The organism is Pseudomonas sp. KBN12P06040 (assembly GCF_037574965.1).
Taxonomy (GTDB): Bacteria; Pseudomonadota; Gammaproteobacteria; order Pseudomonadales; family Pseudomonadaceae; genus Pseudomonas; species Pseudomonas aeruginosa.
In genome coordinates this window covers 1,362,444-1,383,725 of the sequence record NZ_JBBELS010000001.1, presented here as the reverse complement: position 1 = coordinate 1,383,725, position 21,282 = coordinate 1,362,444, and the positions used below count along the sequence as shown (strand labels likewise).

22 protein-coding genes are annotated in these 21,282 nt (G+C 67.2%); 11 read left to right on the top strand and 11 right to left on the bottom strand.

The window, feature by feature from the left end:
- The first annotated feature begins 179 nt into the window (after positions 1 to 179).
- Positions 180 to 2,015, top strand: coding sequence for a cation:proton antiporter (locus tag VQ067_RS06540; RefSeq protein ID WP_016562207.1), 1,836 nt, complete (start codon positions 180 to 182; stop codon positions 2,013 to 2,015).
- 112 nt (positions 2,016 to 2,127) lie between these two features.
- The gene (locus VQ067_RS06535) at positions 2,128 to 2,814 is read left to right on the top strand and encodes a hypothetical protein (protein ID WP_003092633.1); all 687 of its coding nucleotides are present in this window, start codon (positions 2,128 to 2,130) and stop codon (positions 2,812 to 2,814) included.
- A gap of 69 nt (positions 2,815 to 2,883) precedes the next feature.
- Here VQ067_RS06535 and VQ067_RS06530 read toward each other — a convergent pair whose 3' ends face one another.
- The 6 genes from VQ067_RS06530 to ffh all read right to left on the bottom strand — a co-directional run bounded on the left by VQ067_RS06530 (position 2,884) and on the right by ffh (position 6,995).
- Complete coding sequence (locus VQ067_RS06530) at positions 2,884 to 3,309, bottom strand: acyl-CoA thioesterase (RefSeq protein WP_003092635.1); 426 nt, start codon at positions 3,307 to 3,309, stop codon at positions 2,884 to 2,886.
- A 151-nt stretch (positions 3,310 to 3,460) separates the two neighbouring features.
- Positions 3,461 to 3,811 (bottom strand): 50S ribosomal protein L19, encoded by a 351-nt coding sequence (rplS, locus tag VQ067_RS06525; protein ID WP_003092637.1) that lies wholly within the window; start codon positions 3,809 to 3,811, stop codon positions 3,461 to 3,463.
- Between the two features lie 41 nt (positions 3,812 to 3,852).
- Complete coding sequence (gene trmD, locus VQ067_RS06520; RefSeq protein ID WP_003119312.1) at positions 3,853 to 4,611, bottom strand: tRNA (guanosine(37)-N1)-methyltransferase TrmD; 759 nt, start codon at positions 4,609 to 4,611, stop codon at positions 3,853 to 3,855.
- Between the two features lie 6 nt (positions 4,612 to 4,617).
- On the bottom strand, positions 4,618 to 5,145 hold the full coding sequence (gene rimM, locus VQ067_RS06515; protein WP_003092640.1) for a ribosome maturation factor RimM: 528 nt from the start codon (positions 5,143 to 5,145) through the stop codon (positions 4,618 to 4,620).
- Positions 5,146 to 5,160: 15 nt separating this feature from the next.
- Complete coding sequence (gene rpsP / locus VQ067_RS06510) at positions 5,161 to 5,412, bottom strand: 30S ribosomal protein S16 (protein ID WP_003109644.1); 252 nt, start codon at positions 5,410 to 5,412, stop codon at positions 5,161 to 5,163.
- A gap of 209 nt (positions 5,413 to 5,621) precedes the next feature.
- Complete coding sequence (gene ffh / locus VQ067_RS06505; protein WP_003092645.1) at positions 5,622 to 6,995, bottom strand: signal recognition particle protein; 1,374 nt, start codon at positions 6,993 to 6,995, stop codon at positions 5,622 to 5,624.
- 300 nt (positions 6,996 to 7,295) lie between these two features.
- Between ffh and VQ067_RS06500 the strand changes: the two genes are divergently transcribed.
- From VQ067_RS06500 to VQ067_RS06490, 3 genes are all read left to right on the top strand, one after another.
- A complete protein-coding gene (locus VQ067_RS06500; protein ID WP_003092649.1) occupies positions 7,296 to 8,096 on the top strand; it encodes a cytochrome C assembly family protein in 801 nt (266 codons plus the stop codon).
- 12 nt (positions 8,097 to 8,108) lie between these two features.
- On the top strand, positions 8,109 to 9,401 hold the full coding sequence (locus VQ067_RS06495) for an HlyC/CorC family transporter (RefSeq protein WP_003453700.1): 1,293 nt from the start codon (positions 8,109 to 8,111) through the stop codon (positions 9,399 to 9,401).
- A gap of 303 nt (positions 9,402 to 9,704) precedes the next feature.
- Positions 9,705 to 11,018 carry an MFS transporter gene (locus VQ067_RS06490; protein WP_023874992.1) on the top strand — a complete coding sequence of 438 codons (1,314 nt, stop codon included), beginning with the start codon at positions 9,705 to 9,707 and terminating at the stop codon, positions 11,016 to 11,018.
- Between the two features lie 7 nt (positions 11,019 to 11,025).
- On the opposite strand, the gene VQ067_RS06485 is transcribed toward VQ067_RS06490, so the two are convergent.
- From VQ067_RS06485 to VQ067_RS06465, 5 genes are read right to left on the bottom strand one after another with little or no spacing between them, the layout of a single operon-like run.
- Entirely contained in the window at positions 11,026 to 11,775 is a 750-nt protein-coding gene (locus VQ067_RS06485) for an SGNH/GDSL hydrolase family protein (protein ID WP_003113828.1), read from the bottom strand.
- A 1-nt stretch (position 11,776) separates the two neighbouring features.
- The gene (gene purT / locus VQ067_RS06480; protein WP_021265186.1) at positions 11,777 to 12,958 is read right to left on the bottom strand and encodes a formate-dependent phosphoribosylglycinamide formyltransferase; all 1,182 of its coding nucleotides are present in this window, start codon (positions 12,956 to 12,958) and stop codon (positions 11,777 to 11,779) included.
- 37 nt (positions 12,959 to 12,995) lie between these two features.
- Entirely contained in the window at positions 12,996 to 13,190 is a 195-nt protein-coding gene (locus VQ067_RS06475; protein WP_003092660.1) for a DUF1289 domain-containing protein, read from the bottom strand.
- Positions 13,187 to 13,711, bottom strand: coding sequence for a gamma carbonic anhydrase family protein (locus VQ067_RS06470; protein WP_003092662.1), 525 nt, complete (start codon positions 13,709 to 13,711; stop codon positions 13,187 to 13,189). Before VQ067_RS06470 ends, VQ067_RS06475 begins: the two co-directional genes overlap by 4 nt.
- Before the next feature lie 37 nt (positions 13,712 to 13,748).
- Entirely contained in the window at positions 13,749 to 14,360 is a 612-nt protein-coding gene (locus tag VQ067_RS06465; RefSeq protein WP_003092664.1) for a CoA pyrophosphatase, read from the bottom strand.
- Between the two features lie 140 nt (positions 14,361 to 14,500).
- On the opposite strand from VQ067_RS06465, the gene VQ067_RS06460 reads away from it, so the two are divergent.
- From VQ067_RS06460 to ptsP, 6 genes are all read left to right on the top strand, one after another.
- Positions 14,501 to 15,055: an NUDIX hydrolase gene (locus tag VQ067_RS06460; protein ID WP_003092665.1), complete on the top strand. Its 555-nt coding sequence runs from the start codon at positions 14,501 to 14,503 to the stop codon at positions 15,053 to 15,055.
- Between the two features lie 62 nt (positions 15,056 to 15,117).
- Complete coding sequence (locus tag VQ067_RS06455) at positions 15,118 to 15,618, top strand: L,D-transpeptidase family protein (protein WP_003092667.1); 501 nt, start codon at positions 15,118 to 15,120, stop codon at positions 15,616 to 15,618.
- Positions 15,619 to 15,860: 242 nt separating this feature from the next.
- Positions 15,861 to 16,604 (top strand): GntR family transcriptional regulator, encoded by a 744-nt coding sequence (locus VQ067_RS06450; RefSeq protein WP_003092669.1) that lies wholly within the window; start codon positions 15,861 to 15,863, stop codon positions 16,602 to 16,604.
- Between the two features lie 16 nt (positions 16,605 to 16,620).
- Positions 16,621 to 17,712: an N-acetylglucosamine-6-phosphate deacetylase gene (gene nagA, locus VQ067_RS06445; protein WP_003111788.1), complete on the top strand. Its 1,092-nt coding sequence runs from the start codon at positions 16,621 to 16,623 to the stop codon at positions 17,710 to 17,712.
- Positions 17,709 to 18,731: an SIS domain-containing protein gene (locus tag VQ067_RS06440; protein ID WP_023085501.1), complete on the top strand. Its 1,023-nt coding sequence runs from the start codon at positions 17,709 to 17,711 to the stop codon at positions 18,729 to 18,731. Before nagA ends, VQ067_RS06440 begins: the two co-directional genes overlap by 4 nt.
- Before the next feature lie 16 nt (positions 18,732 to 18,747).
- Complete coding sequence (gene ptsP / locus VQ067_RS06435; protein ID WP_033991059.1) at positions 18,748 to 21,276, top strand: phosphoenolpyruvate--protein phosphotransferase; 2,529 nt, start codon at positions 18,748 to 18,750, stop codon at positions 21,274 to 21,276.
- Positions 21,277 to 21,282: the final 6 nt, after the last annotated feature.

Here is a 21,282-nt window from a genome sequence, read left to right as displayed (position 1 = left end):
GTCTTTCATAGCCTGGGCGCTATCGCGAGCGTTGGCCGTCATCGCCACGTAATGGTTAGTCAGGCCGGTCGACAGGAGGTCGGCCGGCTTCCCGTGCCCGCGGGAAAAAGCGGAGCCATGTGGCTCGATGGTTCGCCCCGGCTCAGGACGAGCGGAGCGACGCTGACAAGGAATCCTCGATGGACCAGAACGCTATCCTGCTCGCCCTCGGCGGCATCGGTGCCGCCGCCCTGCTCAGTCAATGGCTGGCCTGGCGCCTGCGCCTGCCAGCCATTCTTTTCCTGCTGCTGTCCGGGATCGTCGCCGGCCCCCTGCTCGGCTGGCTCGATCCGGACGAAATGTTCGGCCCCCTGCTGTTCCCGCTGGTATCCCTGGCGGTGGCGCTGATCCTCTTCGAGGGCAGCCTGACCCTGCATTTCAGCGAATGGAAGGAAATCGGCACCGTGGTGCACCGAATGGTGACCATCGGCGCGCTCTCGACCTGGGGCGTGATCGCCCTGGCCGCCCACTACCTGCTCGACTTCAGCTGGGAAATGGCCCTGCTGTTCGGCACCCTGACCCTGGTCACCGGGCCCACGGTGATCGTCCCGATGCTGCGGGTGGTCCGGCCCAAGGCCGCGGTGGCGAACATCCTGCGCTGGGAAGGCATCGTCATCGATCCCATCGGCGCCCTGCTGGCGGTAGTGGTGTACAGCTTCATCATCTCCAGCGGCGAAGGCGACGGCTGGCTGCATAGCCTGCAGACCTTCGGCGGGGTGATCCTCTGCGGCAGCCTGTTCGGCATCCTCGGCGGCTGGGCGCTGGGCATCGTCCTGCGCCGCCACTGGCTGCCGGACTACCTGCACAACCTGGCGACGCTGGCCGCGGTGCTGGGCGTATTCATCGCCTCGAACCGGGTGATGCACGAATCCGGACTGCTCGCCGTCACCCTGATGGGCATGGGCCTGGCCAACATGAAGGGCGTCGACGTACGGCAGATCCTGCACTTCAAGGAAAACCTCAGCGTCCTGCTGATTTCCGGCCTGTTCATCCTCCTGGCCGCGCGCCTGGACATCAATGCCCTGCTCGGCCTGGGCCCGGCGGCGCTGCTGGTGCTGCTGCTGATCCAGTTCGTCGCCCGGCCGCTGAACGTGGCGCTGTCGACCTGGGGTTCGCCGCTGAGCTGGCGCGAGCGCGCCCTGCTCAGCTGGATCGCCCCGCGCGGGATCGTCGCCGCGGCGGTCTCGGCGATCTTCGCCATCCGCCTGAGCGCCGAAGGCCATGCCCAGGCGGCGCTGCTGGTGCCGCTGACCTTTCTGGTGATCATCGGCACGGTGGTTCTGCAAAGCGCCACCGCCCGCCCCCTGGCGCGCCTGCTGAAGGTCGCCGAGCCCTCGCCCAGCGGCTACCTGATCGTCGGCGCCAATCCGGTCGGGCGCGCCATCGGCAAGGCCCTGAAGAGCCTCGGCAGCCGCGTGCTGCTGACTGATTCGAGCTGGGAAAACATCCGCGCCGCCCGCATGGACAACCTGCCCACCTATTTCGGCAATCCCACCTCGCAGCACGCCGAAGCCCACCTCGACCTGGTCGGCATCGGGCATTTGCTGGGGGTTTCTCCGGCCGGCGAGCTGAACACCCTGGCGGCCATGCGCTTCCGCCACGAGTTCGGCCATCGCCAGTTGTTCGGCCTGCCGACCAGCCAGGAAGCCAAGCGTACCGACAAGCACCGCTCCAGCGACGAACACCGTGGCCGCCCGCTTGGCCAGCGACCGCTGACCTACGCGCAGTTCGCCAGCCTGCTGTCGCGCGGCGCCGAAATCCGCACCACCCTGCTCACCGACACCTTCGGCTGGAACGACTACCAGGCGCTGCACGGCGAGTCCGCGATCCTGCTGTTCGCCCGCGATCCAAACGGCAGGATGCACGTCGCCACGCCACAGTCCACGCTGGCGCCGGGCACCGGCTGGACGCTGCTGTCGCTGATCGAGGCGGAACCGTCAGTCAGCAAGTCGCAGGCCACGGAAATCGCCGACTAGACTTCAACGAACCGACGAAAGACCGTCGTCACCCTATCCAAGGTTGGGTGACAAACGAAGCCCACGAAGAGGATGATTGCATCTAGCCATCATCCTCTTTTTTCATCAGGCCATGACCATGTCCAATCAACAACATTCCCGCCTGGGCCAGATCCTGATCAACAAGGGGCTGATTAGCGCCGCCCAACTGGACGCCGCGATCCAGGCGCAGTTGAGCAACCACAAGCGCCTGGGCGAAACCCTGATCGAGCAGGGCCTGCTGAGCGAACGGCAACTGAAGAAGGCGCTGAAGAAGCAGACCAACCTGCGCCTGGCCGCGACCCTGGTCGCCGCCCTGCTCAGTCCGTTCCAGATGGCCAGCGCCGACATCCAGCGCATGCAGCCGCCAGCGGCCATGAGCCGCCAGGAATTGCCGAAGAACCTGCGTCCGCTGACCGACGTCGAGATGAGCAACGTCAACGCCCAGGGCCTCAACGAAAGCCTCGAGGGCCTGTTCCTGAAGGCCGAGGGCGGCGACGGCCTGGCCGCGGTGAAGCAACTGGCGAAGCTGGTGATGCCGGTGCTCGACAGCCTGGAGGCGGAAACCTCGATGAGCGACGTTCGCTACGAAACCGGCAAGACGCAAAGCACGCTCAACCCCGACGGCTCGGTCAACCTGCGCCTGCCGAGCAGTATCGGCGAGGTGCGCTTCGACAATATCCGCATTGCCGGCGCGCCGCGCGAGCAGACGTTCGGCAGCGTCAGCCTGCAACAGATCGACCTGTCCCAGGCTTCCCTGAAGATCAGCCTGCGGCCCTGACCCCAACCCAGGGCCGGATCGTCCGGGGATATGGAAAAGGCACCCCTGGGTGCCTTCTTTCCGCCTGGCTCAAGCCGCCTGGCTGGCCGGGAACCCCGGCAGGACCGGAACCGGCCGCTTTTCGTCGTCGATGGCGACGAAGCTGAACAGGCCGTGTATGGCCTTCTCGCGACCGTCGGCGTACATGCTTTCCAGGTACACCTCGACCTCCACCTTGAGGCTGGTGTTGCCGACCTTGACCACCCGGCCGACCAGTTCGACGATCGAGCCCGCCGGGATCGGGTGGTTGAAGTCGATGCGATCGGTGGAGACGGTCACCAGCGGCAGGCGGCAGAAACGGGTCGCGGTGATGAACGAGACCTCGTCCATCCAGGCCAGCGCAGTCCCGCCGAACAGGGTGTTGTGGTGATTGGTGGTGGGCGGGAATACCGCCTTGGTCACACGGGTTTCGGAAAGCTCGGTGCGACGCAGGATTTCTTGCTCTCTGGGGGTCATGCCACGAATACCGGATGGAGTGGCTGCCTGGGTGCCGCGGATGTTGTACTGGTTATGCGCTGCCGTGGGCAGTAGGAAGCGCCGCCGGAAAGACGAACGCCAGACATGAAAAAAGCAGCCCTCGGGCTGCTTTTCTCGGAGAAGAACCGGATTAGACCAGTTTTTCCTTGATGCGCGCGGCCTTGCCGGACAGGGCGCGGAGGTAGTACAGCTTGGCCTTGCGCACGTCGCCGCGACGCTTGACGCTCAGGCTGTCGACGATCGGGCTGTAGGTCTGGAAGGTACGTTCCACGCCCACGCCGTTGGAGATCTTGCGCACGGTGAAGGCGCTGTTCAGGCCACGGTTGCGCTTGGCGATGACGACGCCTTCGAAGGCCTGCAGACGCTGACGGTCGCCTTCCTTCACCTTGACCTGGACGATCACGGTGTCGCCGGGGGCGAACGCCGGGATCTCTTTGTTCATCTGTTCAGCTTCGATCTGCTGAATGATCTTGTTGGTCATGCTGTGCTCCTAAGACCGGCAATCGGCCAGCCATCGATACGTTAACTATCGTCCCGCTGACGGATGTATTCCGCCAGCAGCTTCTGCTCTTCTCCAGAAAGCGAGCGGCTATCCAGAAGATCGGCGCGTCGTTCCCAGGTCCGCCCAAGGGCCTGCTGCAAACGCCAACGCCGGATGTGTTCATGGTTGCCACTGAGCAACACTTCAGGAACACGTTTGTCCGCATACACCTCGGGTCGGGTGTAGTGCGGGCAGTCGAGCAGGCCATCCGTGAAGGAGTCCTCCTCGGCGGAATCTGCATGACCCAATGCACCGGGCAGCAACCGCGTCACTGCATCGACCAGCACCATGGCCGGCAACTCACCGCCGGACAGGACATAATCGCCGATCGACCATTCTTCATCGACGTGCTCTTCGATGAAGCGCTCGTCGATGCCTTCGTAGCGCCCGGCGATGAGGATCAACGCTTCCTCTTCGGCCAGTTCGCGTACGCCCGCCTGCGTCAGCTGGCGGCCTTGCGGCGAAAGGTAGATCACCTTCGCCTTCCTGCCCCCGGCGGCTTGCCTGGCATCCGCCAGCGCGCCCTCCAGAGGCTTGATCTTCATCACCATGCCAGGGCCACCGCCGAAGGGCCGGTCGTCCACCGTCTGGTGGCGGTCCTCGGTGTAGTCCCGTGGATTCCAGCAGGTCAGCGTGAGCAACCCCTGCTTTACCGCACGGCTGGTGATGCCATAGTCACTGATCGCGCGGAACATCTCCGGAAAGATGCTGACGACGCCCACCCACAAACGCTTGTCCATGGATGATCAGAAGTCCGCGTCCCAGTCCACCCGCATCTCGCCAGCGGCCAGGTCGATCGACAGCACGCATTGCCCGGTGTAGGGCAACAGGCGCTCGCGGTCGTCCAGGCTGCCCGCGCAGGGCTTGACCACCATGACATCGTTGGCACCGGTTTCCAGCAGATGGTCGATCACGCCGAGCAACTGCCCGCCCTGGTCGATCACCTTCAGGCCTTCCAACTGGTGCCAGTAGTACTCACCTTCCTCGAGAGAGGGCAACTCGCTACGCGGGATGCAGATCTCGTAACCGGTGAAGGTGCGGGCCTCTTCGCGATCGTCGAGCCCCTTGAGCTTGGCGGCCAGGACCTTGCCATGCAGGCGCCCCCTGACCAGCTCGGCCTGCCGAATCTCGCCGTCGCGCCGGAGCGTCCAGCGGCGATAGTCCAGCAGGTTGTCCAACGGGTCGGTAAAGGAATACACCTTCACCTCACCGCGGATGCCGTACACCGAAACGATCTTGCCGATCACGACCAGGTCGTCGGCGGGTGTCGGCATTTCACTCATGACGGCTTAGGCGTTTGCCTTGGCAGCGTCCTTGAGCAGCTGAGCAACGCGCTCAGACGGCTGTGCACCCTGGGCGAGCCAGTAGGTAGCACGCTCCTGGTCGACGGACAGACGCACTTCGCCACCAGTCGCAACCGGGTTGAAGAAACCGATGCGCTCGACGAAGCGACCATCGCGCGCATTGCGGCTGTTGGTCACGGTCAGGTGGTAGAAGGGGCGCTTTTTGGAGCCGCCACGAGCAAGACGGATGGTTACCATGTGAACTTCGTTCCTGTAGTCGGTGCTTGCAAAATGAATGCACGCTGGGCCCACGGCCCGAAAGGCCGCATATTCTAAGGATTATCGGGGAATTTGCAAATCTCTTTTTCGGCCACCCATCGGCCGGCGCGGAGAGCGCGAGAAGCGCGCGGTCCGCCCGCCGGCCGACGGCGCGGAACCGCCGGCGTGGCCAGCGGCCGCGCGTCCGATCAAAGCTTGGGCATGCCCCCCGGGAACATGCTGCCCATGCCTCGCATCATCTTGGCCATGCCGCCCTTGGCGGTGACCTTCTTCATCATCTTCTGCATCTGCTTGTGCTGCTTGATCAGCCGGCCAACGTCCTGCACCTGGGTACCGGAGCCAAGGGCGATGCGGCGCTTGCGCGAGCCGCTGATCATTTCCGGATCGCGCCGTTCGCCGGGCGTCATCGAGTTGATGATCGCCTCCATCTGCTTGAACTGTTTCTCCGCAGCGCCCTGGGCATTGCCCATCTGCGCCAGGTTGACCCCGCCGAGCATCGGCAGCTTGTCCATGAGCCCGCCGAGGCCGCCCATGTTCTTCATCTGTTGCAACTGGTCGCGGAAGTCTTCCAGGTCGAAGCCCTTGCCCTTCTTGATCTTCTTCGCCAGCTTCTCGGCCTTGTCGCGGTCGAGGTTCTGCTCGGCCTGTTCGATCAGGCTGAGCACGTCGCCCATGCCGAGGATGCGCGAGGCCACGCGGTCGGGATGGAACGGATCGAGCGCTTCGCTCTTTTCGCCCATGCCGAGGAACTTGATCGGCTTGCCGGTGATGGCCCGCACCGAGAGCGCGGCACCGCCACGCGCGTCGCCGTCGACCTTGGTCAGGACCACGCCGGTCAGCGGCAAGGCGTCATTGAAGGCCTTGGCGGTGTTGGCGGCGTCCTGGCCGGTCATGGCATCGACCACGAACAGGGTTTCCGCCGGCTTGATCGCCGCGTGCACCTGCTTGATCTCGTCCATCATGTCGGCATCGATGTGCAGGCGGCCTGCGGTATCGACGATCACCACGTCGATGAACTTCAGCCTCGCCTCGCGGATCGCCGCCTCGGCGATGGCCACCGGCTTCTGGCTGACGTCGGAAGGGAAGAAGGTTACGCCGACCTCGCCCGCCAGGGTTTCCAGCTGCTTGATCGCGGCGGGACGGTAGACGTCGGCGGAAACCACCATCACCGACTTCTTCTTCCGTTCCTTAAGGAAGCGCGCCAGCTTGCCCGCGGTGGTGGTCTTGCCCGCGCCCTGCAGGCCGGCCATCAGGATCACCGCCGGCGGCGCGACGCTCAGCGCCAGGTCCTCGTTGGCCGCCCCCATCAACTCCTCGAGTTCGGCGCGGACGATCTTCACGAACGCCTGTCCCGGGGTCAGGCTCTTCGAGACCTCGGTGCCGACGGCGCGCTCCTTGACCTTGTTGACGAAGTCCTTGACCACCGGCAGGGCCACGTCGGCCTCGAGCAGGGCCATGCGCACTTCGCGCAGAGTGTCCTTGATGTTGTCCTCGGTCAGCTTGGCCTTGCCGGTGACATGGCGAAGCGTCTGCGAGAGGCGGTCTGTAAGGTTTTCGAACATGCGCGATCCTTCCACGGGGGTTGCGGCAAGCGGCGGATTATAACCAAGAGCGCGTCGCGGGACACGCGATGAAAGACGGAGTGTGTGTCCGGCGACGACCGGAGGCCAGCCTCAAGTCCTTGATTTGCCGATGCGTTCCGTCTTTGCCGAAGCGACCGCCGGACCATGAGGTCGCGGCGCCCGCGGCAGGCGGTCCGCCAACCCGGCCACAGGTACGAGAGAACTGTTCGCAACGGCTTTCTCGCGACGCTCGATCTATGCCAAACTCCCATCCTTTCGGGCCCGCGATTACAAGGACTTATGCATCCCCTGCTGCCCAGCCTCATCGCTGCTGTTCTCTATCTCGGCACCGCCGCCTACCAGGGTGCCTGTGTGTCCAAGCGCACCGCGCCGGGCAAACCCCTGCTGCTCCTGTTCGGACTCCTGGCACTGGTCGCCCACGCCTTCAGCCTCTACCAGCAATTGCTGACCCCGGCCGGCCTGGTGCTGGACTTCTTCAACGCCGCCAGCCTGATCGCCGCCGCGGTAATCCTCCTGACCCTGCTGGCGACCTTGCGGATACCGGTGGAGAACCTGCTCCTCCTTCTATTCCCGCTGGGCGCCCTCACCACCCTGCTGGCGGTACTCATCCCCCACGGCACCGTCGAGCCGATCAACGAACAACCAGGCATCCTGGCCCACATCCTGCTCTCGATCCTGGCCTACGGCCTGCTCACCATCGCGGTGTTCCAGGCGCTCTTGCTGCTGCTCCAGGATTACCGCCTCAAGCACAAGCATCCGTCCGGGCTGATTCGCAACTTCCCGCCCCTGCAAACCATGGAAAGCCTGCTGTTCGGCTTCCTCTGGGGCGGCTGGTCGCTGCTTTCGCTGTCGCTGCTGTCCGGATGGCTGTTCGTCGACAACCTGTTCGCCCAGCACCTGGCGCACAAGACCATCCTGTCCTGCTTCGCCTGGGTGGTCTTCGCCGTGCTCCTCTGGGGTCGCCACCAGCTCGGCTGGCGGGGCCACAAGGCGATCCGCTGGACCCTGGCCGGTTTCTGCCTGTTGATGTTGGCGTACTTCGGCAGCAAGCTGGTGCGGGAATTCATCCTGCACATCTGATGGGCCTCCTTCATGGATGAGCTGCACCCCGGGTACCTGGTCGGCCTGCTGGTTCTCCTGGTCGCCTGCTCGGCGTTCTTCTCCTGCGTCGAGACCGCCCTGCTCAACCTCGACCGTTACCGCCTGCGCCTACAGGCCAAGCAAGGCCTGCGCGGGGCCCGGCGCAGCAGTTGGCTGCTGCTGCACGACGACCGCCTGCGCGGCACCCTGTTGTTCGGCCGCACCCTGGTCAACGTCAGCGCCGCCGCCCTGGCCAGTTGGGCCGCGCTGCACCACTGGGGCGTCATCGGCCTGGCCGTCGCCATCCCCGGCATGACCCTGCTCCTGCTGCTGTTCGGCGCCCTGCTGCCGCGCCGCTACGGCGCCCTTCGCTCAGAACGCGTCGCCCTGCCGCTCAGCCTGCCGCTTCTGATCCTGCAGCGCCTGTGCTGGCCCCTGCTGTGGCTGCTGACCCTGCTGAGCAACGCGCTGCTGCGCCTGCTCGGCGTCGCCGCGGCGGAACAGGACGACAGCGGACGCAGCCGCGACGAAGAGGCCCTGCATCCGGCCGACAATCCCCAGGCCAGCGAGGTCAACCGGCATGACATGCTGCTCGGCCTGCTGGACCTGGAGAAGGTCACGGTCAACGACCTGATGATCCCGCGCAACGAAATCGAAGGCATCGACCTCGACGACGAACTCGAGGTCATCGTCGAGCAACTGCGCACCACCAGCCACACCCGCCTGCCGGTCTACCGCGACGACGTCAACCAGATCGAAGGGGTCGTGCACATGCGCCAGATCGCGCGCCTGCTGACCCAGGGCCGCCTGACCAAGGAGAATCTCCGCCAGGCCTGCATGGAGCCGTATTTCGTGCCGGAAAGCACGCCGCTGTCGACCCAGCTGGTGAACTTCCAGAAGGAGAAGCGCCGTATCGGCGTGGTGGTCGACGAATATGGCGAGGTGATCGGCATCGTCACGCTGGAGGACATCCTCGAAGAGATCGTCGGCGACTTCAACGACCTCGACAGCCTCGACAACCCGGATATCCAGGCCCAGGAAGACGGCAGCTTCGTCATCGACGGCAGCGCCAACCTGCGCGAGCTGAACAAGTCGCTTGGCTGGCAATTGCCCTGCGACGGCCCGAAGACCCTCAACGGCCTGGTCACCGAAGCCCTGGAGCAGATCCCCGATTGCGCGGTGTGCCTGCGCATCGGCCCCTACTGCCTGGAAATCCAGCAGTCGGCGGAAAACCGTGTGAAAAGCGTGCGCGCCTGGCATCCCCGCGCGCTGACCCCGCTGGTCGAAAGCGACGCCAGCGTCTGATCCGGGATTGCCGAACCCGCCCTGCGGCGCTCTATAATCGACCCCAGCTTATCCAGCCCTGCCGCCGGTTCCGCCGCTACCCGCAGCCCGAGCCCCGGCCAGTCACCCGCCAGTCCCGCCTGCCCGCCCGGCCCCGATGCCGACGGTACCAGCCGGCGCACGGCGCGCAGCCCCATCCTCCCTGCGCGACCGATCTCGTCCGCCCCACCCGGGCGCCGCGCCGCCGCATCGGCGCACTGGCCATAACCATCCGGCCGCACGGAAGCACTCCGTCGTGCCCCGACTGCCAGGGACCTTCCCACCATGACCGCCGCCACCCTCGCCGCCGACGCCGCTCCGGAACCGGCCAACTCGACCACCCGGGTCGCAGTCGCCAGCTTCATCGGCACCGCCATCGAATTCTACGATTTCTACGTCTATGCCACTGCCGCCGCCCTGGTGATCGGTCCGGTATTCTTCCCGCAGACATCCGGCACCGCGCAGATGCTCAGCGCCTTCCTCACCTTCGGCATCGCCTTCCTCGCTCGCCCGCTGGGCTCGGCGCTGTTCGGCCACTTCGGCGACCGCATCGGGCGCAAGTCAACCCTGGTCGCCTCGCTGCTGCTGATGGGGGTATCCACCACACTGATCGGCGTCCTCCCCGGCTACGACAGCATCGGCTACTGGGCGCCGTTGCTGCTCTGCGTGCTGCGCTTCGGCCAGGGCCTCGGCCTCGGCGGCGAGTGGGGTGGCGCCGCGCTGCTGGCCACGGAGAGCGCGCCGGCCGGCAAGCGCGCCTGGTTCGGCATGTTTCCCCAGCTCGGCCCGTCGATCGGCTTCCTCGCCGCCAACGGCCTGTTCCTGGCCCTGGCGATGCTGCTCAGCGAGGAGCAGTTCCGTGACTGGGGCTGGCGGATCCCGTTCCTGCTCAGCGCGGCGCTGGTCGTGGTCGGCCTCTACGTACGCCTGAAGCTGGCGGAAACCCCGGTGTTCGCCAAGGCCATGGCCAAGCACGAGAGGGTCCGCCTGCCGATCGCCGAGCTGTTCGCCCAGCACTGGCGGCCGACCCTGCTCGGCGCCCTGGCGATGGTGGTGTGTTATGCGCTGTTCTATATCTCCACGGTGTTCTCGCTGAGCTACGGGGTGGCCAGCCTCGGCTTCAGCCGCGAGGAGTTCCTTGGTCTGCTGTGCCTCGCGGTGCTCTTCATGGCCGCCGCCACGCCGCTGTCGGCCTGGCTCAGCGACCGCTTCGGACGCAAGCCGGTACTGCTGCTCGGCAGCCTGGCGGCGATCGCCTCCGGCTTCGCCATGGAGCCGCTGCTCAGCCAGGGCTCGACGTTCAGCGTCGCCCTGTTCCTCTGCATCGAGCTGTTCCTGATGGGGGTCACCTTCGCCCCGATGGGCGCGCTGCTGCCGGAAATATTCCCCACCCACGTGCGCTACACCGGCGCGTCGGCGGCCTACAACCTGGGCGGCATTCTCGGCGCCTCGGTGGCGCCCTATATAGCCCAGAAGCTGGTCGGCATCGGCGGCCTGGGCTGGGTCGGCGGCTACGTCTCCGCAGCGGCGCTGCTCAGCCTGCTGGCGGTGCTGTGCCTGAAGGAAACCCGCGACAACGACCTCGGCGCAGTGTCCTGAGTCTCGCTCAGGCTACCGCGACGCCGCCCTTCTCCCTCGCCGCCAACCAGTCGGCGAGGGCCCCGGCCCAGACCTGGTAGCCCAGCTGCGACGGATGAAAGCCGTCGATGGCCAGGTAGCCCGGAAGCAGGTCCAGCGAGATCGGGCAGTAGCCGGCGCCGGTCGCGCCAGCGAGATCGCGCAGCGCCTCGTCGAGCAACCGCCCGCGCCACCCCAGCAGGGCCCGCAGCAACCCGGGCAAGGCGGAAAAATGCCGCAGCGGCGGCACCGCGGTGCAGGTCACCTGCGCGCCGGCCGCCTGGAAGCCTTCGATCAGGGCCGCACAGTCGGCACGCCAGCGTTCGAGGGAGCGCAGGCTGGTGGTGTCATTGACGCCGAAGACCAGGATCACCTGGTCGAAGAAACGTCCCGCCACCTGCGGTAGCAGGCGTTCGCGCGCCTCGCCGCTGGTGATGCCGTTCTCGCCCAGCGCCTGCCAGGCCACCGGGCGGCGCAGACGCTCGCCCAGCGCCGCGGCCAGGCGGCCGGCCAGGGCGTAGTCCAGGCAACTGGCGCCGACCCCGGCCACTGTCGACTCACCGAACAACAGCAAGCGCAGCGGCTCTTCGGCACCGGACCCACCGACCAGCCCTTCGCGAGGTCCCGCCGCGGGCGCCAGGCGCAAGGCTCGGCGGCGGGTGCGGATAGCCAGCGGCACCGCCAGCGGCAGCAACGGCAGAGCCGCCGCCCACCAGGCCAGCGTTGCCAGCCGGCGCATCTCAGAGTTCGACGCGAACCGCCTGGGCGGCCCGGGTCGCCTTGGCGCGGGCGGCGTCGATCGACTCGTCGCGCGCCAGGGCCACGCCCATCCGCCGCTGGCCATCCACTTCCGGCTTGCCGAACAGGCGTAGCGCCGTATCCGCCTCGCTCAGCGCGGCGCCGAGGTTGGCGAAAGCGACCTGCCGGGACTTGCCTTCCACCAGGATCACCGCCGAGGCCGACGGGCCGAGCTGGCGGATCACCGGGATCGGCAGGCCGAGGATCGCCCGCGCGTGCAGCGCGAACTCGGAAAGATCCTGGGAAATCAGGGTCACCAGGCCGGTATCGTGCGGTCGCGGCGACACCTCGCTGAACCACACCTGGTCGCCCTTGACGAACAGTTCGACGCCGAACAGCCCGCGTCCGCCGAGGGCCTCGGTCACTGCCCGGGCGACCCGCTCGGACTCGGCCAGGGCCTGCGCGCTCATCGTCTGCGGCTGCCAGGACTCGTGGTAGTCACCCTTGACCTGGCGGTGACCGATCGGCGCGCAGAAAGTGGTGCCGTCGACGTGGCGCACGGTGAGCAGGGTGATTTCGTAGTCGAAATCGATGAAGCCCTCGACGATCACCCGGCCCTTGCCGGCGCGCCCGCCTTCCTGGGCATAGTCCCAGGCCGCCTGCAGGTCGTCGGGGCCTTTCAGGACGCTCTGGCCCTTGCCAGACGAACTCATGATCGGCTTCACCACGCAGGGGTAGCCGACGCGCTCGACGCCACGGCGGTAGTCCTCGAAGGTATCGGCGAAGTGATAGGGCGAGGTCGGCAGGCCGAGTTCCTCGGCAGCCAGCCGGCGGATACCCTCGCGGTTCATGGTCAGTTGCGCGGCGCGGGCGGTGGGCACCACGGTGTAGCCTTCGGCCTCCAGCTCGACCAGGGTGGCGGTGGCGATGGCCTCGATCTCGGGCACGATGTAGTGCGGCTTCTCCTGCTCGATCACCGCGCGCAGGGCGGCGCCGTCGAGCATGCTGATCACGTGGCTGCGATGCGCCACCTGCATGGCCGGCGCGTTGCCATAGCGATCGACGGCGATCACTTCGCAACCCAGGCGTTGCAGCTCGATGGCGACTTCCTTGCCCAGCTCGCCGGAGCCACAGAGAAGGACGCGGGTCGCGCTCGGCGACAGGGGGGTACCGATACGGGTCATGGAAGAACCTCGGAAATGAAAGAAAACGGAATCCGCTTCAGGCGGAACCGCTGACCAGCCCTTGCGCCTTGGCGCGCTCGAAACAGCGACCGAGCACCTCGCGGCGCTCGTCGTTGCTCATCAGGCCCCAGCGGGTGATCTCGGCCGCCGTGCGCTGGCAGCCGATGCAGATGTCCTGCTCGTCCAGCGCGCAGACATGCACGCAGGGCGAAGCCACCGGTCGCTCGTTCACGCCGGGTCCTCGACGAGGTCGCGGGCGTAACGGCGGGCATTGTGCACATAGTGGGCGGCGCTGGCCTCGAGCATCTTCTTCTGCGGCTCGCTCAGCTCGCGCACTACCTTGCCCGGCGAGCCCATCACCAGCGAGCCGTCGGGAATCTCCTTGCCCTCGGGAATCAGCGCGTTGGCGCCGATGATGCAGTACTTGCCGATCTTCGCCCCATTGAGGATCACCGCGTTGATCCCTACCAGGCTGTAGTCGCCCACGCTGCAACCATGCAGCATGGCGTTGTGGCCGACGGTGACGCCCTTGCCGAGGGTCAGCGGATAGCCCATGTCGGTGTGCATCACCGAGCCGTCCTGGACGTTGCTGTGCTCGCCGATATGGATCAGCTCGTTGTCGCCGCGCAGCACCGCGCCAAACCAGACGCTGGCGCCGGCATCCAGGCGAACCTTGCCGATCACCGCTGCGCTGGGCGCGATCCAGCTGTCGGGATGGGTTTCGACGCGGGCATCGCCCAGGCGGTATTTCATCGCGATCTCCTCATGGCCGGGGTCTGCGCCCCGTCGGTCAACTCAGTTTGATGAACGAAGCCGGCGGCGTGTGCAGGTCGATGGGGTCGTCGTACAGCAGGTTGACCAGCTCCACCACCATGATGGCCGTCAGGCCCCAGATCTTGAACTCGCCGAAGCGATAGCTGGGCACGTACCAGCTGCGGCCGAAGTAGTCGATACGGTGGGTGACCTCGCGCGGGTCGTCGCGAAAGAAACTCAGCGGCACGTTGAACACCGCGGCGATCTCGCCGTCGTTGGGCTGGTACTCGACGAAGTCGGGAATGAAGGCGACATAGGGAGTGACCTCGATGCCATGCCGCGAGACCAGGGTGCTCAGCGGCCCGACCACTTCCACCAGGCCCGGCGGCAAGGCGATCTCCTCCTCCGCCTCGCGCAGGGCGGTGCGCACCAGGTCGGCGTCTTCCGGGTCGCGCCGCCCGCCGGGGAAGGCGACCTCGCCGCCATGGGTGGACAAACCGGCGGCGCGCAGGGTCAGCACCAGCTCCGGATCGTCGCTGCGGGTGATGGGCACCAGCACGGCCGCTTGGGGGAAGCGCTGGTCGGTATCCAGTTGGCGGGGGCGGTGCGCCTCGATGCGTTGGCGCAGCTCGTCGAGCGTGCAGTTCATACTGCCGGGGTTTCCGAGGTCTTGTCGTTTCCCCGAGATCATGGCACGAAAGCCCCGGCCAGCCCACCCCTCCCGCACGGGGCCTTGTCGCCTCCCGGCCAGCCGAGCAAGATAGGCCTTTCCCCGAAGAAGAACCTGGCATGAAATTCTGCAGCCTGTGCGGCGCCACGGTGGTCCAGCGCATCCCGGACGGCGACAACCGCCTGCGCTACGTCTGCGACGCCTGCCACACCGTGCACTACCAGAACCCGCGTATCGTCGCCGGCAGCCTGCCGGTGTGGGACGGCCAGGTCCTGCTCTGCCGTCGCGCCATTGCGCCGCGCCTGGGCTACTGGACGCTGCCGGCCGGCTTCATGGAGAACGGCGAGACCCTCGCCCAGGCGGCGGCCCGCGAGACAGAGGAAGAAGCCAACGCGCGGATCGGCGACCTGCAGCTCTATACCCTTTTCGACCTGCCGCACATCAGCCAGGTCTACCTGTTCTTCCGCGCCGAGCTGCTCGACCTGGATTTCTCCGCCGGCGATGAAAGCCTGGAGGTGCGGCTTTTCGACGAAGCGGAGATTCCCTGGTCGGAGCTGGCTTTTCCGACCATCGGCCGTACCTTAGAATGCTACTTCAGCGACCGCCGCGAAGGCTGCTTCCCGGTGCGCAACGAAGCCATTGCACCTATGCTGGCTTCCTATAAGAAAGACTGAACGCCAAACACTCGAACACCGCCGCCGTTGCGGCTCAAGGGAACATCGGGGATTTCACTTCCATGCGCTGGTTGCTTGCTTTGCTGTGCTTGACCTTCGCCAGTCTGACCCAGGCCAATGCCGCGCCGAGCCTGGAAGGCAAGGTGGACAAGGTCCTGGTGCTCAAGTCCGAGCGAAAACTGCTGCTCCTCAACAAAGGCAACGTCCTGAAAAGCTACCGTGTCTCGCTGGGCAAGCGCCCGACCGGCCCGAAGCTGGCCGAAGGCGACAACCGCACCCCGGAAGGCTTCTACTGGATCGACTGGCGCAAGACCAGCAACAACTACAACCTCTCCATGCACATTTCCTACCCCAACGCCCGCGACGTGGCCAAGGCCCGGGAAAAGGGCCTGCCGGCCGGTGGCATGATCATGATCCACGGCACCCCGCTGGATGACGAATACCCGGAGTGGTACTTCTCCACCCTGGACTGGACCAATGGCTGTATCGCCATGAACAACACCGACATGCGCGAAGTCTGGAGCGTGGTGAAAGACGGCACGCTGATCGAGATCCGCCCCTGACAGAACCAGGCTGATACCACTCGTCAGCCGTCAGCCACACCAGGAACGCCGCCGCGAGATTTTCCGGCGGCGTTTTCTTTTATCCGTCAAACCCTTGCAGCCCTTACTCAGGCCAAGTCAATCGACGGGACGGCTGGCTGACGCGTGCGCGACGCACAACTGGCATTGACGTGGTATTCAAGTGGTATTAGTTTTCCCAGCATTACCGGGCGACAACAACACAATCCGCATCGGAACCTCTCATGAAGACAGCCCACGACCTGCTCCTGGCCCTGCGTCCCGACGAGGCGCAACCCACCCCCCTCTATCTGCAGCTGGCGCGCAATCTCGAGAGCGCGATCCATGCCGGCCAGTGGAAAGCGGAGGAAGCGCTGCCCTCCGAACGCAACCTCAGCGAAACCCTGAACATTTCCCGCGTCACCGCGCGCAAGGCCCTCGAAGTACTCTTCGAGCAGGGGCTGATCCGCCGCAACCAGGGCTCCGGCACCTTCATTACGCCGCGTCTCGAACAACCGCTGTCGCGTCTCTCCAGCTTCAGCGAGATGCTCCGCCTGAAAGGCTTCACCCCCGGCTCCACCTGGCTGGAGCGCGGCATCGCCCTGCCCACCCACGACGAACTGATCCGCCTCGGCCTCTCGCCGACCGAAAAGGTCGCGCGCATGAAGCGCCTGCGCAAGGCCGACGGCACGGTGATGGCGATCGAGAACAGCACCCTGCCGGCACGCCTGCTGCCGGATCCGACAGCGGTCGGCGATTCCCTCTACGAATACCTGGACGGCATCGGTCGCCCGGTGGTCCGCGCCCTCCAGCACGTGCGCGCGATCAACGCGTCCGCGTCCGATGCCGCGTTGGTCGGCATCGCGCCGGGCACCGCGATGCTGCTGATGACCCGGATCGGCTACCTCGAGGACAACACCCCGATCGAGCTGACCGACACCTACTGCCGCAACGACTACTACGACTTCGTCGCCGAACTGCGACGCTGACCGACACGGAGCCGCCATGCTCGAAGGCAACATTCTCACCCCGCAAGGCTGGGTCCTCGGCCGCCTGCACATCCAGGACGGACGTATCCAGCGGATCGAAGGCGAGCCCTGCGATCCGGCCGACAACGCCGATCCGTACCTGCTGCCAGGCTTCATCGACCTGCATGTGCACGGCGGCGGCGGCCGCGACATCATGGAAGGCGGCGACGCCTTCGCCACCATCGCCCGCACCCACCGGCGCTTCGGCACGACCTCGCTGCTGGCCACCACCATGACCGCTCCGCGCGAGGAGATCGCCGACATCCTCAGCCAGCTCGGCGATTACTGCCGCCGCTCGCTGGAGGGCGGTTCACGGATACTCGGCGTGCACCTGGAAGGCCCCTACATCAACTCCGGCAAGCTCGGCGCGCAGCCCAACTTCGCCCATGCCGCGGTGCTCGAGGAAGTCGAGGACTACCTGCGCCGCGCGCCGATCCGGGTGATCACCATCGCCCCCGAGATCGCCGGACACCGGCCGCTGATCCGCGCCCTCGCCGAGCGCGGCGTACGCCTGCAGATCGGCCATACCCTGGGCAGCTACGAGGATGGCGTGGCCGCACTGGAAGCCGGCGCCAGCAGCTTCACCCACCTCTACAACGCGATGACCGGCCTGCACCACCGCGAACCGGGTATCGTCGGCGCGGCCCTGGCCCACGCACGCTACGCCGAGCTGATCCCCGACCTGCTGCATGTCCATCCCGGCGCCATCAGGGTGGCCCTGCGTTCGATCCCGTGCCTGTACTGCGTGACCGACTCCACCGCCGCCGCCGGCATGCCCGACGGCCAGTACAAGCTCGGCAGCCACACGGTGACCAAGTGCCTGGGCGGCGTGCGCCTGCCCGACGGCACTCTGGCCGGCAGCACCCTGACCATGGACCAGGCGCTGCGCAACCTGGTGAAGATCGGCCTGCCCCTGGCCGAAGCCTCGCAACGCCTTTCGCAATTCCCCGCCGATTACCTCGGCCTCGCCGAGCGCGGCCGCCTGGCGCCCGCAGCCTGGGCCGATGTGGTGCGCCTGGATCGCTCCCTGGAACTCGACGCCGTGATGGTGGAAGGAGAACTCGAATGACTTCGCTGATGCTCGAGGAAGCGCTCTCCGCCGCCACGGTGGCGAGCCGTCAACTGGCCGTGCTCGACGCCTGCCTGCCGGCGCTTGGCCAGCGTCTGCGGGAGGTCGATCCGAACCTGGCACTGACTGTCGCGCGCGGCAGCTCCGACCATGCCGCCAGCTACTTCGCCTACCTGGCCATGCAGCACGCCGGCTTGCCGGTGGCCTCGCTGCCCATGTCGGTGGTGACCCTGAACCGCTCGCCGCTGCGTGTCGCCGGGCAGGCCGTCTTCGCTTTCTCGCAGTCCGGGCAGAGCCCCGACCTCGTGGACAGCCTGCGCATCCTGCGCGAACGCGGCGCCCTGGGCATCGCCCTGGTGAATGCCGAGGATTCGCCGCTGGAAGCCGCCAGCGAATTCGTCGTGCCGCTCTGCGCCGGCAGCGAGCGCAGCGTCGCAGCGACCAAGAGCTTCATCGCCACGCTCAGCGCCAGCGCCCGCCTGCTCGCCCACTGGCAGCGCGACAATGCCCTGCTGGCCGCAGGCCAGGGCCTGGCGGCCGGGCTGGAGCAGGCCGCCAGGCTCGACTGGTCGCCGGCCATCGAGGCCCTGCGCGACTGCCAGCGGCTGATGGTGATCGGTCGCGGCGCCGGCTACGCCATCGCCCAGGAGGCCGCGCTGAAATTCAAGGAAACCTCGGCGATCCAGGCCGAGGCCTTCAGCAGCGCCGAGGTCCGCCATGGACCGATGGCGCTGGTCGAGGAGCGCTATCCGCTGCTGGTGTTCGCTCCCCGCGGCCCGGAGCAGGAAGGCCTGCTGGCGCTCGCCGAGGATATGCGCCAGCGCGGTGCGCAGGTATTGCTCGCCGCCCCGGACGACATCGCCGAACGCGACCTGCCGCTGCAGCGCGCCGCGCATCCGGCGCTCGATCCGATCCTGGCGATCCAGAGTTTCTACGTCATGGCCGCCGGCCTGGCCGAAGCCCGCGGCATGGACCCGGACCAGCCACGGCACCTGAGCAAAGTCACCCGAACCCACTGAGCCTGAGCGCGCGCCCATGAACAACAAGAATCTCGCCCTCAAAGCGCCCCTGAGCGGCCCCGTGATGCCGCTCAACCGAGTACCCGACCCGGTGTTTTCCAGCGGCACCCTGGGCGAAGGCATCGCCATCGACCCACTCAACGACTGCCTGCACGCGCCCTGCGCCGGGCTGGTCAGCCACCTGGCGCGAACCCGCCACGCGCTCAGCCTGCGCGCCGACAACGGTGCCGAGTTGCTGCTGCACGTCGGCCTCGACACCGTACAGCTGCAAGGCGAGGGCTTCGAAGCGCTGGTCGAGGAAGGTGCGCGGGTGATCGAGGGCCAGCCGCTGCTGCGCTTCGACCTGGACCGCGTCGCCCGCGGCAGCCGCAGTCTGATCACGGTGATGATCCTGACCAACGGCGACGGCTTCCAGGTACGCCCGCTGACCACCAACCCGGTGGAGGTCGGCGCGCCGCTCCTGCAACTGAGTCCGGAGAAGGCCGAGCAACGTCCGGCCAATCCCGCGCCTGGCGAAGGCTCCGCGCAGCGCCAGGTTCGCGGGCGGGCGCGGGTCGCCCATCATGGCGGTCTGCACGCACGCCCGGCAGCGCTGCTACGCAAGACCGCGCAGGGCTTTTCCAGCCAGGCCGAACTGCACTTCGCCGGGCAGGTGGCCAGCGTCGACAGCCTGGTCGGCATCATGGGCCTGGGGGTCGCCGAACAGGACGAGGTAGAGGTGATCTGTCGCGGCGAAGACAGCGAGGCGGCCCTCGGCGCCCTGCTCGCGGCCCTCGCCAGCGCCACCGCGGGGGCTCCGAAGGAGGCTCCGCGCGCCATCGCCCCGGGCGAGGCGGCGCGACCTGCGGCTGTCGCCGGTACCCTGGCCGGCGTCTGCGCTTCGCCCGGCCTGGCCAGCGGTCCCCTGGCGCGGCTCGGCGCCATCAGCCTGCCGGCGGATGACGGCCGGCATCGTCCCGAGGAACAGCACCTCGCCCTGGACCAGGCCCTGCAACGGGTGCGCGACGACGTACAGGGGAGCCTGCAGCAGGCCAGGCTCGGCGGCGACGAGAACGAAGCGGCGATCTTTTCCGCGCATCTCGCGCTGCTGGAAGACCCGGGTCTGCTGGACGCCGCCGACATGCTGATCGACCAGGGCGTCGGCGCCGCCCACGCCTGGCACCGGGCGATCCAGGCCCAGTGCGAGATTCTCCAGGCGCTGGGCAACCTGCTGCTGGCCGAGCGCGCCAACGACCTGCGCGACCTGGAAAAACGCGTGCTGCGGGTACTGCTCGGCGACACCGCGCCATTGCGGGTGCCTGCTGGCGCCATCGTCGCCGCCCGGGAGATCACCCCCTCCGACCTCGCGCCGCTGGTGGATGCCGGCGCGGCTGGCCTGTGCATGGCCGAAGGCGGCGCCACCTCCCACGTGGCCATCCTCGCCCGCAGCAAGGGCCTGCCGTGCCTGGTGGCGCTCGGCGCCGGGCTGCTGGAGCTGGAGGAAGGCCGGCAGGTGGTGCTGGACGCCGGCCAGGGCCGGCTGGAACTCAGCCCAGACGCTCGACGCCTGGAGCAGGTCGCCTTGCAAGTGGCGCAGCGCGAGGAACAACGCCGCCGCCAGCAGGCCGATGCGCAGCGCGAGGCGCTCACCCGCGACGGCCGGCGCATCGAGATCGGCGCCAACGTCGCCTCGCCGCGCGAGGCCGCCGAAGCCTTCGCCTACGGTGCCGACGGGGTCGGCCTGCTACGCACCGAGTTTCTCTTTCTCGAGCGCCGCGCCGCGCCCGACGAAGAGGAGCAGCGCAACGCCTACCAGGAGGTCCTGGACGCCATGGGCCAGCGCAAGGTGATCATCCGCACCATCGATGTCGGCGGCGACAAGCACCTCGACTACCTGCCGCTGCCGGTGGAAGAAAACCCAGCACTGGGCCTGCGCGGCATCCGCCTCGGCCAGGCGCGCCCGGAGCTGCTCGACCAGCAGTTGCGCGCGCTGCTCAGGGTCGAACCACTGGAACGCTGCCGGATACTGCTGCCGATGGTCAGCGAGGTCGATGAACTGCGCGCCATCCGTGGCCGCCTCGGCGAGCTGGCCACGCAGTTGGGGATCGAGCGCCTGCCCGAACTCGGGGTGATGATCGAGGTGCCTTCCGCCGCCCTGCTCGCCGATCAACTGGCCGAACACGCCGACTTCCTCTCCATCGGCACCAACGACCTGTCGCAGTACGCCCTGGCCATGGACCGTTGCCACGCCGGCCTGGCCGACCGCATCGACGCCCTGCACCCGGCCCTGCTGCGGCTGATCGCCCAGACCTGCGCCGGAGCAGCCCGCCACGGTCGCTGGGTCGGCGTCTGCGGTGCGCTGGCCTCGGACCCGCTGGCGACACCGGTACTGGTCGGCCTCGGGGTCGAGGAATTGTCCGTCGGCCCGAACCTGGTCGGCGAGATCAAGACCCGGGTGCGCCAGCTCGACGCCGCCGAATGCCGCCGCCACGCCCAGGCGCTGCTGGACCTGGGCAGCGCCCGGGCGGTGCGCGACGCCTGCCTGCAACACTGGCCGCTGGCCTGACAAGAA

Coding starts and splice junctions, on each gene's coding strand:
- rplS (WP_003092637.1), bottom strand. CDS start 3,811: ATGACCAACAAGATCATTCAGCAGATCGAAGCTGAACAGATGAACAAA.
- VQ067_RS06450 (WP_003092669.1), top strand. CDS start 15,861: ATGAAGACAGCCCACGACCTGCTCCTGGCCCTGCGTCCCGACGAGGCG.
- VQ067_RS06530 (WP_003092635.1), bottom strand. CDS start 3,309: ATGACCCCCAGAGAGCAAGAAATCCTGCGTCGCACCGAGCTTTCCGAA.
- purT (WP_021265186.1), bottom strand. CDS start 12,958: ATGACCCGTATCGGTACCCCCCTGTCGCCGAGCGCGACCCGCGTCCTT.
- VQ067_RS06440 (WP_023085501.1), top strand. CDS start 17,709: ATGACTTCGCTGATGCTCGAGGAAGCGCTCTCCGCCGCCACGGTGGCG.
- VQ067_RS06470 (WP_003092662.1), bottom strand. CDS start 13,711: ATGAAATACCGCCTGGGCGATGCCCGCGTCGAAACCCATCCCGACAGC.
- nagA (WP_003111788.1), top strand. CDS start 16,621: ATGCTCGAAGGCAACATTCTCACCCCGCAAGGCTGGGTCCTCGGCCGC.
- VQ067_RS06495 (WP_003453700.1), top strand. CDS start 8,109: ATGGATGAGCTGCACCCCGGGTACCTGGTCGGCCTGCTGGTTCTCCTG.
- VQ067_RS06490 (WP_023874992.1), top strand. CDS start 9,705: ATGACCGCCGCCACCCTCGCCGCCGACGCCGCTCCGGAACCGGCCAAC.
- VQ067_RS06500 (WP_003092649.1), top strand. CDS start 7,296: ATGCATCCCCTGCTGCCCAGCCTCATCGCTGCTGTTCTCTATCTCGGC.
- trmD (WP_003119312.1), bottom strand. CDS start 4,611: ATGGACAAGCGTTTGTGGGTGGGCGTCGTCAGCATCTTTCCGGAGATG.
- VQ067_RS06455 (WP_003092667.1), top strand. CDS start 15,118: ATGCGCTGGTTGCTTGCTTTGCTGTGCTTGACCTTCGCCAGTCTGACC.
- VQ067_RS06540 (WP_016562207.1), top strand. CDS start 180: ATGGACCAGAACGCTATCCTGCTCGCCCTCGGCGGCATCGGTGCCGCC.
- rpsP (WP_003109644.1), bottom strand. CDS start 5,412: ATGGTAACCATCCGTCTTGCTCGTGGCGGCTCCAAAAAGCGCCCCTTC.
- VQ067_RS06535 (WP_003092633.1), top strand. CDS start 2,128: ATGACCATGTCCAATCAACAACATTCCCGCCTGGGCCAGATCCTGATC.
- rimM (WP_003092640.1), bottom strand. CDS start 5,145: ATGCCGACACCCGCCGACGACCTGGTCGTGATCGGCAAGATCGTTTCG.
- VQ067_RS06465 (WP_003092664.1), bottom strand. CDS start 14,360: ATGAACTGCACGCTCGACGAGCTGCGCCAACGCATCGAGGCGCACCGC.
- VQ067_RS06460 (WP_003092665.1), top strand. CDS start 14,501: ATGAAATTCTGCAGCCTGTGCGGCGCCACGGTGGTCCAGCGCATCCCG.
- ptsP (WP_033991059.1), top strand. CDS start 18,748: ATGAACAACAAGAATCTCGCCCTCAAAGCGCCCCTGAGCGGCCCCGTG.
- ffh (WP_003092645.1), bottom strand. CDS start 6,995: ATGTTCGAAAACCTTACAGACCGCCTCTCGCAGACGCTTCGCCATGTC.
- VQ067_RS06485 (WP_003113828.1), bottom strand. CDS start 11,775: ATGCGCCGGCTGGCAACGCTGGCCTGGTGGGCGGCGGCTCTGCCGTTG.